A 14,273-nucleotide genomic window follows, 5' to 3' on the forward strand; every position below is an offset into this window, starting at 1 on the left:
TCACCGACGTTGTGCCTCTTCTTCGAGGTGCCCTGACTGTCTCTACCATCCCCCATTTGGCGCATGAGAGTGCACTCGGGGTCGACCATTGGGCTTATCGGCGGCACTCAGTGCCGCCAACTTGCTCATCCTGCCGCCTTCATCCCGCTTCCGGAAGTGCTCTGTGACCTTCACGACTCATTTGATCGATCATTTTTTCTGATGCCTCCTGCGGTGCCTCCGGTGGCACCTCCGGAGCAGGAGGCCGAAGGGGAGGTCAGGAGCCGGAGAGCCGGTGGTCGAGTGCCGTGCAGCGCCGTCCGGCCGAGACCGTGCGCACCGCCTGTCCGATCGCCTTGCGGGAACCGACGAGGACGACCAGCTGCTTCGCGCGGGTCACCGCCGTGTACAGGAGGTTGCGCTGGAGCATCATCCACGCCCCGGTGGTGACCGGGATCACCACGGCGGGATATTCACTCCCCTGTGAACGGTGGATGGTCACCGCGTAGGCGTGGGCCAGTTCGTCCAGTTCGTCGAATTCGTACGGCACCTCCTCGTCCTCGTCCGTCAGCACCGTGAGGCGCTGGTCGACCGGGTCGAGCGAGGTGACCACGCCCACGGTGCCGTTGAAGACACCGTTCTCCCCCTTCTCGTAATTGTTGCGGATCTGGGTGACCTTGTCGCCGACGCGGAAGACCCGGCCACCGAACCGCTTCTCGGGCAGGTCGGGCCGGCCCGGGGTGATGGCCTGCTGGAGCAGGCCGTTGAGGGTGCCGGCACCGGCGGGGCCGCGGTGCATGGGGGCGAGGACCTGGACGTCCCGGCGCGGGTCCAGACCGAACTTGGCCGGGATACGGCGGGCGGCCACGTCGACGGTGAGCCGGCCGGCCTCCTCCGTGTCGTCCTCGACGAAGAGGAAGAAGTCCTTCATGCCGTCGGTGACCGGGTGCTGCCCCGCGTTGATCCGGTGGGCGTTCGTCACCACGCCCGACTGCTGGGCCTGGCGGAACACGCGGGTGAGGCGCACGGCGGGGACGGGGCTGCCGTCCGCGAGGAGGTCGCGGAGGACCTCGCCCGCGCCGACGCTGGGCAGCTGGTCGACGTCGCCGACGAAGAGCAGATGGGCGCCCGGGGGCACGGCCTTCACCAGCTTGTTGGCGAGCAGCAGGTCCAGCATGGACGCCTCGTCGACGACCACCAGGTCGGCGTCGAGCGGGCGGTCGCGGTCGTAGGCCGCGTCGCCGCCGGGCTTGAGCTCCAGCAGACGGTGGACCGTGGAGGCCTCGGCACCGGTCAGCTCGGCCAGGCGCTTGGCGGCGCGGCCGGTGGGCGCGGCGAGGACGACCTTGGCCTTCTTGGCGCGGGCCAGCTCCACGATCGAGCGGACCGTGAAGGACTTGCCGCAACCGGGGCCGCCGGTGAGCACGGCGACCTTCTCGGTCAGCGCCAGCCGGACGGCGGCCTCCTGCTCGGACGCGAGGTCGGCCCCCGTACGGCCCCTCAGCCAGGCCAGCGCCTTGTCCCAGGCCACGTCACGGAAGCCCGGCATGCGGTCGGCGTCGGTGCGCAGCAGGCGCAACAGCTGGCCGGCGAGGGAGAGTTCGGCCCGGTGGAAGGGAACCAGGTAGACGGCCGTGACCTGTTCTCCTCCGTCCGGTCCCGGCACCTTCTCCCGTACGACGCCGGGGTCCTCGCCCTCCTCCGGGGCCTGGGCCAGCTCGGCCAGGCACTCGATGACGAGGCCGGTGTCGACCTGGAGGAGCTTGACCGCGTCGGCGATCAGCCGCTCCTCGGGCAGGTAGCAGTGGCCCTGGTCGGCGGACTGGGACAGGGCGTACTGCAGGCCGGCCTTGACGCGCTCCGGGCTGTCGTGCGGGATGCCGACGGACTGGGCGATCTTGTCGGCGGTGAGGAAGCCGATGCCCCAGACGTCGGCCGCCAGCCGGTACGGCTGGTTCTTCACCACCGAGATCGAGGCGTCGCCGTACTTCTTGTAGATGCGGACCGCGATCGACGTGGAGACCTCGACGGTCTGGAGGAAGAGCATGACCTCCTTGATGGCCTTCTGTTCCTCCCAGGCGTCGGCGATCTTCCTGGTGCGTTTCGGGCCGAGGCCGGGGACCTCGATGAGGCGCTTCGGCTCCTCCTCGATGATCTTCAGGGTGTCCATGCCGAAGTGCTGGGTGATGCGGTCGGCGAAGACCGGGCCGATGCCCTTGACCAGGCCCGATCCGAGGTAGCGGCGGATGCCCTGGACGGTGGCCGGCAGGACGGTCGTGTAGTTCTCCACGTGGAACTGCTTGCCGTACTGGGGGTGGGAGCCCCAGCGGCCCTCCATGCGCAGCGACTCGCCGACCTGGGCGCCGAGCAGCGCGCCGACGACCGTGAGGAGGTCGCCGCCGCCTCTGCCGGTGTCGACGCGCGCGACCGTGTAGCCGTTCTCCTCGTTGGCGTACGTGATCCGCTCCAGGACGCCTTCGAGGACGGCGAGGTGCCGCTCTCCGCTCCCCGTGGTGCTCCCCGCTGGTTGGGCCATGATCCGACGGTACCGCCCGCCACTGACAGCTCAGCAGGCTTGCGAGAACCACGTGGTCGGTCACCTTCTGGACCCCGTCCGTCCGGCCGCGGCCACGGTCATCGGAGCGCGGACTTCATCACGGTTCGGTTTCGGCCACTCCAAGGGCTTGATTAAGCCTCGTGTAATCGATTCCAATCCTTCGTGCAGTCGATGTAATCGATTCCATGAACGATCCACGAGGAGGTGGAGCGGCGATGGCGAGCATCAAGGACGTCGCTGCCGAGGCGGGGGTCTCCGTCGCCACGGTGTCGCGCGTCCTGAACGACCATCCGTCGGTCAGCGAGGACGCACGCACCCGTGTGCTGGCCGCCGTCGAGACCCTGGGCTACCGCCCGAACGCCGTCGCCCGGTCCCTGCGCACCGACCAGACCCACACCCTCGGCCTGGTCATCAGCGACGTGATGAACCCGTACTTCACCGAACTGGCGCGCTCCGTCGAGGAGGAGGCCCGCGCGCTCGGCTACAGCGTCATCATCGGCAACGCCGACGAGCGGCCCGACCTGCAGGACCACCACGTACGGACCCTGCTGGACCGCCGGATCGACGGCCTGCTCGTCTCCCCCACCGACGGCGGCTCGCCGCTGATGCTGGACGCCGCGCGCGCGGGGACCCCGATGGTGTTCGTCGACCGGTGGATCCCGGGCGTGGACGTGCCGGTCGTCCGGGCGGACGGGCGGGAGGCGGTGCGCGATCTCGTCGCGCATCTGCACGGGCTGGGACACCGCAGGCTCGCCATCATCGCCGGGCCCGCCGCCACCACCACCGGCAGCGAGCGCGTCGAGGCCTTCCGGGCCGCCATGTCCGAATACGGGCTCCCCCTGCCCGACGCGTACATCGGGCAGGGCGACTTCCAGGCCGAGAGCGGGCGGCTGGTCACCGAGGGCTTCCTCGACCTGCCCGAGCCGCCCGAGGTCGTCTTCGCGGCCGACAACCTGATGGCACTGGGCGCGCTGGACGCCGTACGCGCGCGTGGGCTGCGCGTTCCCGACGACCTCGCGCTGGCCGCGTTCGACGACATCCGCTGGTTCGTGCACACCGATCCGCCGATCACGGCGATCGCCCAGCCCACGGGCGAGCTGGGGCGCGCCGCCGTGCGCGCGCTCGTCGACCGCATCGAGGGACGGCCCCCGCAGTCCGTCACCCTCGCCGCCCGTCTCGTCGTACGCCGCTCGTGCGGCGAGAACCCTGCAAGGAACAGGAGCCAGTCGTGAGCAACGCGGACGAGTTGCTGCGCATCGAAGGCATACGGAAGACCTTCCCCGGGGTGGTCGCGCTCGACGGCGTCGACTTCGACCTGCGCCGGGGCGAGGTGCACGTACTGCTCGGTGAGAACGGCGCGGGCAAGAGCACCCTCATCAAGATGCTCTCCGGCGCCTACCGCCCCGATGCCGGGCGGATCCTGGCCGGCGGCGAGGAGGTGCGCATCCACGGTGCGCAGGACTCCGAGCGCCTCGGGATCGCCACCATCTACCAGGAGTTCAATCTCGTACCCGATCTGACGGTCGCCGAGAACATCTTCCTGGGGCGGCAGCCGCGCCGCTTCGGGATGATCGACCGGAAGCGGATGGAGGCCGAGGCCGCCGTCCTGCTGGAGCGGGTCGGCGTCCACGTGTCTCCCCGCGCGCGCGTGCGGGAACTCGGCATCGCGCGCCTGCAGATGGTCGAGATCGCGAAGGCGCTGAGCCTGAACGCGCGCGTGCTGATCATGGACGAGCCGACCGCCGTGCTCACCTCCGAGGAGGTCGAGAAGCTCTTCGCGATCGTGCGCAGGCTGCGCGAGGACGGCGTGGGCGTCGTCTTCATCACGCATCACCTGGAGGAGATCGCGGCCCTGGGCGACCGGGTCACGGTCATCCGCGACGGCAGGAGCGTCGGCCAGGTGCCCGCCTCCACGCCCGAGGACGAGCTCGTACGGCTCATGGTGGGCCGCTCCATCGAGCAGCAGTACCCGCGCGAGCGCGCCGACCAGGGCGCCGCCCTGCTGTCCGTCGAGGGGCTCACGCGCGACGGCGTCTTCCACGACGTCAGCTTCGAGGTGCACGCCGGCGAGGTCGTCGGCATCGCGGGGCTCGTCGGGGCCGGTCGTACCGAGGTCGTACGGGCCGTCTTCGGGGCGGACCCGTACGACCAGGGAGCCGTGCGGGTCGGGGGCGCGCGGCTGCCCCGGTACGACGTGAACGCGGCCATGGCGGCCGGGATCGGGCTCGTACCGGAGGACCGCAAGGGTCAGGGACTCGTCCTCGACGCCTCCGTCGAGGAGAACCTCGGGCTGGTGACCATGCGGTCGGCCACCCGGGCGGGGCTCGTCGACCTCAAGGGCCAGCACGAGGCCGCCGACCGGATCGCGAAGCAGCTCGGTGTGCGGATGGCGGGCCTCGGCCAGCACGTGCGCACGCTCTCCGGCGGCAACCAGCAGAAGGTCGTCATCGGCAAGTGGCTGCTCGCGAACACCAAGGTGCTCATCCTCGACGAGCCGACGCGCGGGATCGACGTCGGCGCCAAGGTCGAGATCTACCAGCTCATCAACGAGCTGACGGCCGCCGGTGCCGCCGTCCTGATGATCTCCAGCGATCTGCCCGAGGTGCTCGGCATGAGCGACCGGGTGCTGGTGATGGCCCAGGGCCGGATCGCCGGCGAACTCCCGGCGGACGAGGCGACCCAGGACGCCGTGATGGCACTCGCCGTCAGCACCCCCAGTACCCCTACTCCTTCCGAAGTGGAGGCCGGCCGTGGCCGCTGAAACGCTCAAGAGCTCAACGGGCGCCGGTGGCGCCGCGGCGGTGCGCCGTCTGCTGCTCGACAACGGGGCGCTCACCGCGCTCATCGTCCTCGTCATCGCCATGTCGGCGCTGTCGGGCGACTTCCTGACCACCGACAACCTGCTCAACGTCGGCGTGCAGGCGGCCGTGACGGCCATCCTCGCCTTCGGTGTGACCTTCGTGATCGTCTCGGCGGGCATCGACCTGTCGGTCGGCTCGGTGGCGGCCCTGTCGGCCACCGTCCTGGCCTGGAGCGCCACCCAGCAGGGCGTCCCGGTCGTGACAGCGGTCCTGCTGGCCGTCGTCACCGGCGTCGTGTGCGGCCTGGTGAACGGTTTCCTCATCGCGTACGGCAAGCTGCCGCCGTTCATCGCCACGCTCGCGATGCTGTCGGTCGGCCGCGGTCTGTCGCTGGTGATCTCCGAGGGCTCCCCGATCGCCTTCCCCGACTCCGTCTCGCACCTCGGGGACACGCTCGGCGGCTGGCTGCCCGTCCCCGTGCTGGTCATGATCGTCATGGGTCTGATCGCCGCGTTCGTGCTCGGCCGGACGTACATCGGCCGCTCGATGTACGCCATCGGCGGCAACGAGGAGGCCGCCCGGCTCTCCGGTCTGCGCGTGAAGAAGCAGAAGCTCGCCATCTACGCCCTGTCCGGTGTGTTCGCCGCCGCCGCGGGCATCGTGCTCGCCTCCCGGCTGTCCTCCGCGCAGCCCCAGGCCGCCGACGGCTACGAGCTCGACGCGATCGCCGCGGTCGTCATCGGCGGCGCCTCCCTCGCAGGGGGTACGGGTAAGGCCTCCGGCACCCTGATCGGCGCGCTGATCCTGGCGGTGCTGCGCAACGGCCTCAACCTGCTCTCCGTCTCCGCGTTCTGGCAGCAGGTCGTCATCGGTGTCGTCATCGCGCTGGCCGTCCTGCTGGACACCGTGCGCCGCAAGGCCGGGGCGACCCCGGTGGCGGCCGGTACGGGCGGCGGCAAGGGCAGGCAGGCGGCGACGTACGGTCTCGCGGCCGTCGTCACGGTGGCGATCGTCGGCGCGACCTCCTTCCTGCACAGCGGCTCGTCCTCGGCGGCGAACCCGAAGGTCGGTCTGGCGCTGTCCACGCTCAACAACCCCTTCTTCGTGCAGATCCAGTCGGGTGCGAGGGCCGAGGCGAAGAAGCTGGGCGTCGACCTGACCGTCACCGACGCCCAGAACGACGCCTCGCAGCAGGCCAACCAGCTGCAGAACTTCACCAGTTCCGGCTACGACTCGATCATCGTCAACCCGGTGGACTCCGACGCGGCCGCTCCGGCCGTGCGCGCCGCCGACAAGGCGAAGATCCCGGTCATCGCGGTCGACCGCGGCGTCAACAAGGCGACCACGGACGCGCTCGTGGCCTCCGACAACGTCGCCGGCGGCGAGCTGGCCGCGAAGACCGTCGCCGAGAAGCTCGGCGGCACCGGCAAGATCGTGATCCTGCAGGGCCAGGCGGGCACCTCCGCCGCCCGTGAGCGCGCCGAGGGCTTCGCCAAGGGGCTGAAGGCCTACCCGGGCATCCAGGTGCTGGCCCAGCAGCCGGCCGACTTCGACCGCACCAAGGGCCTCGACGTGATGTCGAACCTGCTCCAGGCCCACCCGGACGTCCAGGGCGTCATCGCCGCCAACGACGAGATGGCGCTCGGCGCGATCAAGGCGCTCGGCGCCAAGGCCGGCAAGTCCGTCCAGGTCGTCGGCTTCGACGGCACGCCGGACGGCCTGAACGCGGTCAAGGACGGCACGCTGTACGCGTCCGTCGCGCAGCAGCCGTCCGAGCTCGGCAGAATCGCCGTGGACAACGCGCTGAAGGCGCTGCAGGGCAAGAAGGTCGAGCAGACGGTGAAGGTGCCGGTGAAGGTGGTCACGAAGGAGAACGTGGCCGGCTTCAGCGGCTGACATCGACGAGCGGGCGGGCGGCCGTGCGGGACACGAGGGTCCTTCGGGACTCCGGGGTCCGTACGGCCGTCCGCCCCACGTCACGTACCAGGGGAGTTCTTTCATGTACGACTACGACCTTCTGGTCGTAGGGTCGGCCAACGCCGACCTGGTGATCGGCGTCGAACGACGGCCGGGGGCCGGCGAGACCGTCCTCGGTTCCGACCTTTCCGTCCACCCGGGCGGCAAGGGCGCGAACCAGGCCGTCGCGGCCGCCCGCCTCGGCGCCCGTACGGCCCTGCTGGCCCGGGTCGGTGACGACGCGTACGGCCGGCTGCTGCTCGACTCGCAGCGGGCGGCCGGGGTCGACACGGTGGGCGTGCTGGTGGGCGGGGCGCCGACCGGGGTCGCGCTGATCACGGTGGACCCGTCGGGCGACAACAGCATCGTCGTCTCACCGGGCGCGAACGGCCGGCTGACCCCGCAGGACGTACGGGCCGCCGCCAGCCTCTTCCACGCCTCCCGGGTGGTCTCGGCACAGCTGGAGATCCCGCTGGAGACGGTCGTGGAGGTCGTCCGGAGTCTGGCGCCGGACAGCCGCTTCGTCCTCAACCCCTCCCCGCCCCGTCCGCTGCCCGCCGAGGTGCTGGCGGCCTGCGATCCGCTGATCGTCAACGAGCACGAGGCGAGGGTGATCCTCGGGGACGCGGGCGTGGGCGACGAGCCCGAGGACTGGGCGCGGGTCCTGCTCGCCAAGGGGCCCCGGTCGGTGGTCGTGACGCTGGGTTCGCAGGGCGCGCTGGTGGCGTCCTCGGAGGGCGTCGCCCGGGTGGCGTCGGTGAAGGTGGACGCCGTGGACACGACGGGCGCGGGTGACTCCTTCACGGCGGCCCTGGCCTGGAGGCTCGGCGCGGGCTCCTCTCTCGTCGAGGCCGCGGCGTACGCGGCGCGGGTGGGGGCGGTGGCGGTCACCCGGCGGGGCGCGCAGGAGTCGTTCCCGACGGCGGAGGAGGTCGACAGCCTGTGAAGCGGGCCGGGATTCTCAACCGTCATCTCTCCGGTGCGCTGGCCGAGTTGGGGCACGGGGACGGGGTGCTGGTGTGTGACGCCGGTATGCCGATACCGGACGGGCCGCGCGTGGTCGACCTCGCCTTCCGGGCGGGGGTGCCGTCGTTCGCGGAGGTCCTGGAGGGCCTGCTCGCCGAGCTGGTCGTGGAGGGGGCGACGGCGGCGGCCGAGGTACGGGCGGCGAATCCGGCGGCTTCCGCGCTGCTGGACGGACACTTTCCCGAGCTGGCGCTGGTCCCGCACGAGGAGCTGAAGGAGCTGTCGGCACGGGCGCGGCTGGTCGTACGGACGGGTGAGGCGCGGCCGTACGCGAATGTGCTGCTGCGGTGCGGGGTGTTCTTCTGAGCCGCTCACCTGCGCGCACACTCCGCTGACCCGCGCGCATACGCTTCGAGGGGCCCGATCCGTCGATCGAGCCCCTCGGCTTGCCCCCTCCAACGATCAGAACCCCCGCGATCCCCCCAGATCCCCCTCCAGAAGTCCTGATGCCCTGTACGACACCCGGAGGCCGGGAAGGGTTGCACTGTTCTTGCGAAAATCTTGACGGGCCGAAAACCCGGGGCTTCTCCGCACAGGCCGAGGGCCCCTCACCCCAGGCGGACGGCGTCCCCCTCCTGGATCCACCCGCCCCGCACCACCCGCGCGTACGCCCCCGCGCACGCCTCCGGAGCCCGCCCCGGCAGGGCGGGGACGCGGTTGTGGCGAGCCGGGACGCGAAGGGCGTCGGGGTCGCGGGGAAGGTCGCCGTGGATGAGGGTGGGGACGGCGCAGCGGGGGGTCAGGGCGATCACGTGCAGGGTGACGTGCTCGCCGATGGTCAGCTCCTTGCCGAGCCAGTGGTTCTCGGTGAAGCCCTCGTCGGCCGTGGTGATCAGCAGGTTGGGGCGGTAGCGCTCCGGCTCCACCGTGGCCCGTGGGCTCAGGGCGGCGATACGCGCCAGGGTCGCGGTGGTGATCAGGTGCACCGGCGCGAAGTCGAAGAAGGTGCCGGGCGCCGCCGCGGCGAAACCGACGACATCGGCCGTCACGTCGGCCGTCACGTCGTCCTCCGCTCCCTCTCCCAGCACCTCCTCCGGGCGGGAACGGTCCAGGGTGGCGGCCGGGGGCGGGGTGGCCGTCAGGGTGACCGGGCGGCCCGTGTACGCCGAGAGACCGTCGTGGACGTCCGGGTCGGTGCTCTCCCACGTCGTGCCGTCCGGGGCGGTGATGCGGGCCCCGGACGGTGTCGTCGTCGCCGTGCAGCGCAGGAGGTCACTCCACCGGCGTGGGGCCTTGGCACTGGCCACCTTGCCGGTCTCCCGGTCGAGCAGCGCGAGGCGCCGGTCGCCCGCCAGGCCGCGGTCGGTCGCCTCGGCCCGGCCGATCCGTTCGCCGAGCAGGGACTTGACCGGGTAGCGCCACAGCGCGCCGACGGTCCCTGTCACGTCAGTGTGGCTCATGACCTCATTGGATCACGTGTGCCACGAACCGCTCCGCGGTCTCCGCCAGCACCTCCCGTCCGTCCCTGGCCCACAACTCCTCGTTGAACAGCTCGACTTCGATGGCGCCGGTGTATCCGGCCGCCTCCACGTACGCCTTCCACTCCCGCATGTCGATCGCGCCGTCGCCGATCTGGCCGCGGCCGTTGAGGACGCCCTCGGGCAACGGGGTGGTCCAGTCGGCGAGTTGGAAGGTGTGGATGCGGTTGCCGGCGCCTGCCCGGGCGATCTGTGCGGGCGCGTTGTCGTCCCACCAGATGTGGTACGTGTCCACGGTCACGCCGACCTGGTGGGCCGGGAAGCGTTCCGCGAGGTCCAGGGCCTGGGCGAGGGTGGAGACCACGCAACGGTCGGAGGCGTACATGGGGTGGAGGGGTTCGATGGCCAGGCGGACGCCGTGCTCCTCCGCGTACGGGCCGAGTTCCGCCAGCGCGTCCGCGATGCGTTCGCGTGCGGCGCGCAGATCCTTCGAGCCCGCCGGCAGGCCGCCCGAGACCAGGACCAGGGTGTCCGTGCCGAGGGTGGCGGCCTCGTCGACGGCGCGGCGGTTGTCGGCCAGGGCCGCCGCCCGCTCGTCCGGGTCGATCGCCGTGAAGAAGCCGCCGCGGCACAGCGTGGTCACCGTCAGGCCCGCGTCGCGGACCAGCTTCGCCGTCTCCTCCACCCCGTACGTCTGGACCGGCTCGCGCCAGAGGCCGACGTTGCCGACGCCCAGCTCGCGGCAGGCGTCGACCAGTTCGGGCATCGACAGCTGCTTGACCGTCATCTGGTTGATGGAGAAGCGCGCCAACTGTGGATTGCTCACTGGGTCACTCCGTACAGCGCGAGGAGGGTCTTCATCCGCTCCTCCGCCAGCTTGGGGTCCGGGAAAAGACCCAGGCCGTCGGCGAGTTCGTAGGCGCGGGCGAAGTGCGGGAGGGAGCGGGCCGACTGCAGGCCACCGACCATCGTGAAGTGCGACTGGTGGCCGGCCAGCCAGGCCAGGAAGACCACGCCCGTCTTGTAGAAGCGGGTGGGGGCCTGGAAGAGGTGGCGGGACAGTTCGACGGTGGGGTCCAGCAGCTCCCGGAAGCCGGCCGTGTCGCCGGTGTCCAGGACACGGACCGCCTCCGCCGCCAGCGGCCCCAGCGGGTCGAAGATGCCGAGCAGGGCGTGGCTGAAGCCCTTGTCGTCGCCCGCGATCAGCTCCGGGTAGTTGAAGTCGTCGCCCGTGTAGCAGCGGACGCCCTGCGGGAGGCGGCGGCGCAGGTCGATCTCGCGCTGGGCGTCCAGCAGGGACACCTTGATGCCGTCGACCTTGTCGGGGTGGGCGGCGATGACCTGCAGGAACACCTCCGTCGCCGCGTCCAGGTCGGACGAGCCCCAGTAGCCCTCCAGCGCCGGGTCGAACATCGGGCCCAGCCAGTGCAGGATCACCGGCTCGGAGGCCTGGCGCAGGAGGTGGCCGTAGACCTCGAGGTAGTCCTCGGGGCCCTGTGCCGTCGCGGCCAGGGCGCGGGAGGCCATGAGGATCGCCTGGGCGCCGGAGGCCTCGACGAGCGCGAGCTGCTCCTCGTAGGCCGCGCGGACCTCGGCCAGGGTGCCCGAGGTGATCTGGTCGGTGCCGACGCCGCAGGCGATCCGGCCGCCGACCGCCCGCGCCTCGGCGGCGCTGCGGCGGATCAGTTCGGCCGCGCCCGCCCAGTCCAGGCCCATGCCGCGCTGGGCGGTGTCCATCGCCTCGGCGACACCGAGGCCGTGGGACCACAGGTGGCGGCGGAAGGCGAGGGTGGCGTCCCAGTCGACGGCGGCGGGCGAGTCGGGGGAGACGTCGGCGTACGGGTCGGCGACGACGTGGGCCGCCGAGAAGACCGTACGGGAGGTGAAGGGGGAACCGGGGCTGAGGGCGAGGGGCTCCTGACGGGGCTCGTACGCCCTCAGGGCACCGCTGCTGTCCGGGAGTTGGATGGTCACGGCGCGATCTCCGGAACGTCGAGGCGGCGGCCCTCGGCCGAGGACTTCAGGCCCAGCTCGGCGAGCTGGACGCCACGGGCGCCGGCCAGCAGGTCCCAGTGGTAGGGGGCGTCGGCGTAGACGTGCTTGAGGAACAGCTCCCACTGGGCCTTGAAGCCGTTGTCGAACTCCTCGTTGTCCGGGACCTCCTGCCACTGGTCGCGGAAGGAGTAGGTGGCAGGGATGTCCGGGTTCCAGACCGGCTTCGGGGTGAGGGAGCGGTGCTGGACGCGGCAGTTGCGCAGGCCCGCGACCGCCGAACCCTCCGTGCCGTCGACCTGGAACTCGACGAGCTCGTCGCGGTTGACGCGCACGGCCCACGACGAGTTGATCTGGGCGATCGCGCCACCCTCCAGCTCGAAGATGCCGTACGCGGCGTCGTCGGCCGTGGCGTCGTACGGCTTGCCGTTCTCGTCCCAGCGCTGCGGGACGTGGGTGGTGGCGATGGCCTGGACGGACTTCACGCGGCCGAACAGCTCGTGCAGCACGTACTCCCAGTGCGGGAACATGTCGACGACGATGCCGCCGCCGTCCTCGGCGCGGTAGTTCCACGAGGGGCGCTGGGCGGGCTGCCAGTCGCCCTCGAAGACCCAGTAGCCGAACTCGCCGCGGACGGACAGGATGCGGCCGAAGAAGCCCCCGTCGATGAGCCGCTTCAGCTTCAGCAGGCCCGGGAGGAAGAGCTTGTCCTGGACGACGCCGTGCTTGATGCCGGCCGCGGCGGCGAGCTGCGCCAGCTCCAGGGCGCCGTCCAGACCGGTGGCGGTGGGCTTCTCGGTGTAGATGTGCTTGCCGGCCGCGATCGCCTTCCTGATCGCCTCCTCGCGGGCGGAGGTCACCTGGGCGTCGAAGTAGATGTCGACGGTCGGGTCGGCGAGGACGGCGTCGACGTCCGTCGAGATGTGTTCCAGGCCGTGCTGCTCGGCCAGCGCCCTGAGCGCGTGCTCGCGGCGGCCGACCAGGATCGGCTCCGGCCACAGCACGGTGCCGTCGCCGAGGTCGAGGCCGCCCTGTTCGCGGATGGCCAGGATGGAGCGGACCAGGTGCTGGCGGTAGCCCATGCGCCCGGTCACGCCGTTCATGGCGATACGCACCGTCTTGCGTGTCACGTCGGTCCCTTCGTAGGTCGTACGCAGCGTTCGTACGCGTCTCGTACGCGGTTGTGCGCGCCGCGTACGCCTTTTCCTGATCAGCGTTACAGCAAGCGCTTTCTATCCAATGAGAAGCTAGCCTCTGACCAGCGGTCTGGACAAGACCGTGTCCATCCCGAGTTGTTCGAGGGGGCGAACAACCGGGGTCCTGGGACGTAAGGTCTGCTCGGCACGCCCGGAACCATGCCCGTGGCGCGGCCTGTCTACGAGGGCGTACGACGACGTACGACGAGATGCGCGACCGGAGGACGACGACATGACGGTGACCCTGGCGGACGTGGCGGCCCGCGCGCAGGTCTCCCCCGCGACGGTGTCGCGCGTACTGAACGGGAACTACCCCGTGGCCGCATCCACCCGGGAGCGGGTGCTGCGGGCGGTGGACGAGCTGGACTACGTACTGAACGGGCCCGCGAGCGCGCTGGCGGCGGCCACCTCCGACCTGGTCGGCATCCTGGTCAACGACATCGCCGACCCCTTCTTCGGGATCATGGCGAGCGCGATCCAGGCGGAGATCGGGGGGCCGGGCGGCAGAGCCGGCGGCGAGCGGCTGGCGGTGGTGTGCAACACCGGGGGCTCGCCCGAGCGTGAACTGACGTACCTGACCCTGCTGCAGCGGCAGCGCGCCGCGGCCGTGGTGCTGACCGGCGGGGCCGTGGAGAACGAGCCGCACGCGGCGGCGGTGGCGGCCAAGCTGCGGAAGCTGGGGGAGGCCGGGACGCGGGTCGTCCTGTGCGGGCGCCCGCCCGCCCCGGAGACCGGGGCGATCGCGCTGACCTTCGACAACCGGGGCGGAGGACGGGAACTCACCGAGCACCTGATCGGTCTCGGACACCGGCGGCTCGGATACATCGCCGGCCCCGAGGAGCGGACGACCACCCGGCACCGCCTGGAGGGTCACCGGGCGGCTCTGGCGGCCGCCGGCATCGAGGAGGACCCCCGCTGGACGGTCCACGGCCGGTACGACCGGCGGGCGGGCTACGAGGCGACGCTGGAACTGCTGCGCCGGGATCCGTCGCTGACGGCCGTGGTCGCCGCGAACGACTCGGTGGCCCTGGGAGCGTGCGCGGCGCTGCGGGAGTCGGGGCTGCGCATCCCCGAGGACGTCTCGGTCGCCGGCTTCGACGACCTGCCCTTCAGCATCGACGCGGTGCCCGCCCTGACGACGGTGCGGCTGCCGCTGGCGGAGGCGGGGGCGCGGGCGGGGCGGATCGCGATGGGACGGGAGGAGCCGCCGCCCGGGGGGATCGCCACGGTTCGGGGGGAGTTGATGGTGCGGGGGTCTTCTGGGGGGCCTCGGGGGTAGGTCGGGAGAGGGCCGGGGGCGGCCTCCGGGGTAGGCCGGAACAAGGCCGGGGGCGGCCTCCGGGGTAGG

General features: G+C 71.4%; 11 protein-coding genes. 6 read left to right on the forward strand and 5 right to left on the reverse strand.

The window, feature by feature from the left end; translation table 11 throughout:
* Window positions 1-256: 256 nt before the first annotated feature.
* Window positions 257-2,515 carry an SF1B family DNA helicase RecD2 gene (gene recD2, locus IE263_RS35080; RefSeq protein ID WP_189942075.1) on the reverse strand — a complete coding sequence of 753 codons (2,259 nt, stop codon included), beginning with the start codon at window positions 2,513-2,515 and terminating at the stop codon, window positions 257-259.
* Window positions 2,516-2,751: 236 nt separating this feature from the next.
* On the opposite strand from recD2, the gene IE263_RS35085 reads away from it, so the two are divergent.
* From IE263_RS35085 to rbsD, 5 genes are all read left to right on the forward strand, one after another.
* A complete protein-coding gene (locus IE263_RS35085; RefSeq protein ID WP_189942076.1) occupies window positions 2,752-3,768 on the forward strand; it encodes a LacI family DNA-binding transcriptional regulator in 1,017 nt (338 codons plus the stop codon).
* Window positions 3,765-5,297: a sugar ABC transporter ATP-binding protein gene (locus tag IE263_RS35090; protein ID WP_189942077.1), complete on the forward strand. Its 1,533-nt coding sequence runs from the start codon at window positions 3,765-3,767 to the stop codon at window positions 5,295-5,297. Before IE263_RS35085 ends, IE263_RS35090 begins: the two co-directional genes overlap by 4 nt.
* Entirely contained in the window at window positions 5,287-7,233 is a 1,947-nt protein-coding gene (locus tag IE263_RS35095) for an ABC transporter permease/substrate-binding protein (RefSeq protein ID WP_189942078.1), read from the forward strand. Before IE263_RS35090 ends, IE263_RS35095 begins: the two co-directional genes overlap by 11 nt.
* 103 nt (window positions 7,234-7,336) lie before the next feature.
* Complete coding sequence (locus tag IE263_RS35100) at window positions 7,337-8,239, forward strand: ribokinase (RefSeq protein ID WP_189942079.1); 903 nt, start codon at window positions 7,337-7,339, stop codon at window positions 8,237-8,239.
* On the forward strand, window positions 8,236-8,625 hold the full coding sequence (gene rbsD / locus IE263_RS35105) for a D-ribose pyranase (RefSeq protein ID WP_189942080.1): 390 nt from the start codon (window positions 8,236-8,238) through the stop codon (window positions 8,623-8,625). Before IE263_RS35100 ends, rbsD begins: the two co-directional genes overlap by 4 nt.
* A gap of 242 nt (window positions 8,626-8,867) precedes the next feature.
* Here rbsD and IE263_RS35110 read toward each other — a convergent pair whose 3' ends face one another.
* Genes IE263_RS35110 through IE263_RS35125 form a run of 4 tightly spaced genes read right to left on the reverse strand, consistent with a single transcriptional unit; the run spans window position 8,868 to window position 12,859 of the window.
* On the reverse strand, window positions 8,868-9,719 hold the full coding sequence (locus IE263_RS35110) for an MOSC domain-containing protein (RefSeq protein ID WP_189942081.1): 852 nt from the start codon (window positions 9,717-9,719) through the stop codon (window positions 8,868-8,870).
* A gap of 4 nt (window positions 9,720-9,723) precedes the next feature.
* Window positions 9,724-10,524, reverse strand: a complete 801-nt coding sequence (locus tag IE263_RS35115) for a sugar phosphate isomerase/epimerase family protein (RefSeq protein WP_189942105.1) — start codon at window positions 10,522-10,524, stop codon at window positions 9,724-9,726.
* Between the two features lie 35 nt (window positions 10,525-10,559).
* Entirely contained in the window at window positions 10,560-11,711 is a 1,152-nt protein-coding gene (locus IE263_RS35120) for a dihydrodipicolinate synthase family protein (RefSeq protein WP_189942082.1), read from the reverse strand.
* The gene (locus tag IE263_RS35125) at window positions 11,708-12,859 is read right to left on the reverse strand and encodes a Gfo/Idh/MocA family protein (RefSeq protein WP_189942083.1); all 1,152 of its coding nucleotides are present in this window, start codon (window positions 12,857-12,859) and stop codon (window positions 11,708-11,710) included. Before IE263_RS35125 ends, IE263_RS35120 begins: the two co-directional genes overlap by 4 nt.
* A 298-nt stretch (window positions 12,860-13,157) precedes the next feature.
* Here IE263_RS35125 and IE263_RS35130 point away from each other — a divergent pair, with 298 nt between their 5' ends.
* Window positions 13,158-14,204 carry a LacI family DNA-binding transcriptional regulator gene (locus IE263_RS35130; RefSeq protein WP_189942084.1) on the forward strand — a complete coding sequence of 349 codons (1,047 nt, stop codon included), beginning with the start codon at window positions 13,158-13,160 and terminating at the stop codon, window positions 14,202-14,204.
* Window positions 14,205-14,273 lie beyond the last annotated feature (69 nt).

This window comes from Streptomyces aurantiogriseus (assembly GCF_014649375.1).
Taxonomy (GTDB): Bacteria; Actinomycetota; Actinomycetes; order Streptomycetales; family Streptomycetaceae; genus Streptomyces; species Streptomyces aurantiogriseus.

What these genes read in the sequence shown, in the direction of transcription:
- recD2 (WP_189942075.1), bottom strand. Translation starts at nt 2,515, where the DNA reads ATGGCCCAACCAGCGGGGAGCACCACGGGGAGCGGAGAGCGGCACCTC.
- IE263_RS35085 (WP_189942076.1), top strand. Translation starts at nt 2,752, where the DNA reads ATGGCGAGCATCAAGGACGTCGCTGCCGAGGCGGGGGTCTCCGTCGCC.
- IE263_RS35100 (WP_189942079.1), top strand. Translation starts at nt 7,337, where the DNA reads ATGTACGACTACGACCTTCTGGTCGTAGGGTCGGCCAACGCCGACCTG.
- IE263_RS35110 (WP_189942081.1), bottom strand. Translation starts at nt 9,719, where the DNA reads ATGAGCCACACTGACGTGACAGGGACCGTCGGCGCGCTGTGGCGCTAC.
- IE263_RS35115 (WP_189942105.1), bottom strand. Translation starts at nt 10,524, where the DNA reads ATGACGGTCAAGCAGCTGTCGATGCCCGAACTGGTCGACGCCTGCCGC.
- IE263_RS35130 (WP_189942084.1), top strand. Translation starts at nt 13,158, where the DNA reads ATGACGGTGACCCTGGCGGACGTGGCGGCCCGCGCGCAGGTCTCCCCC.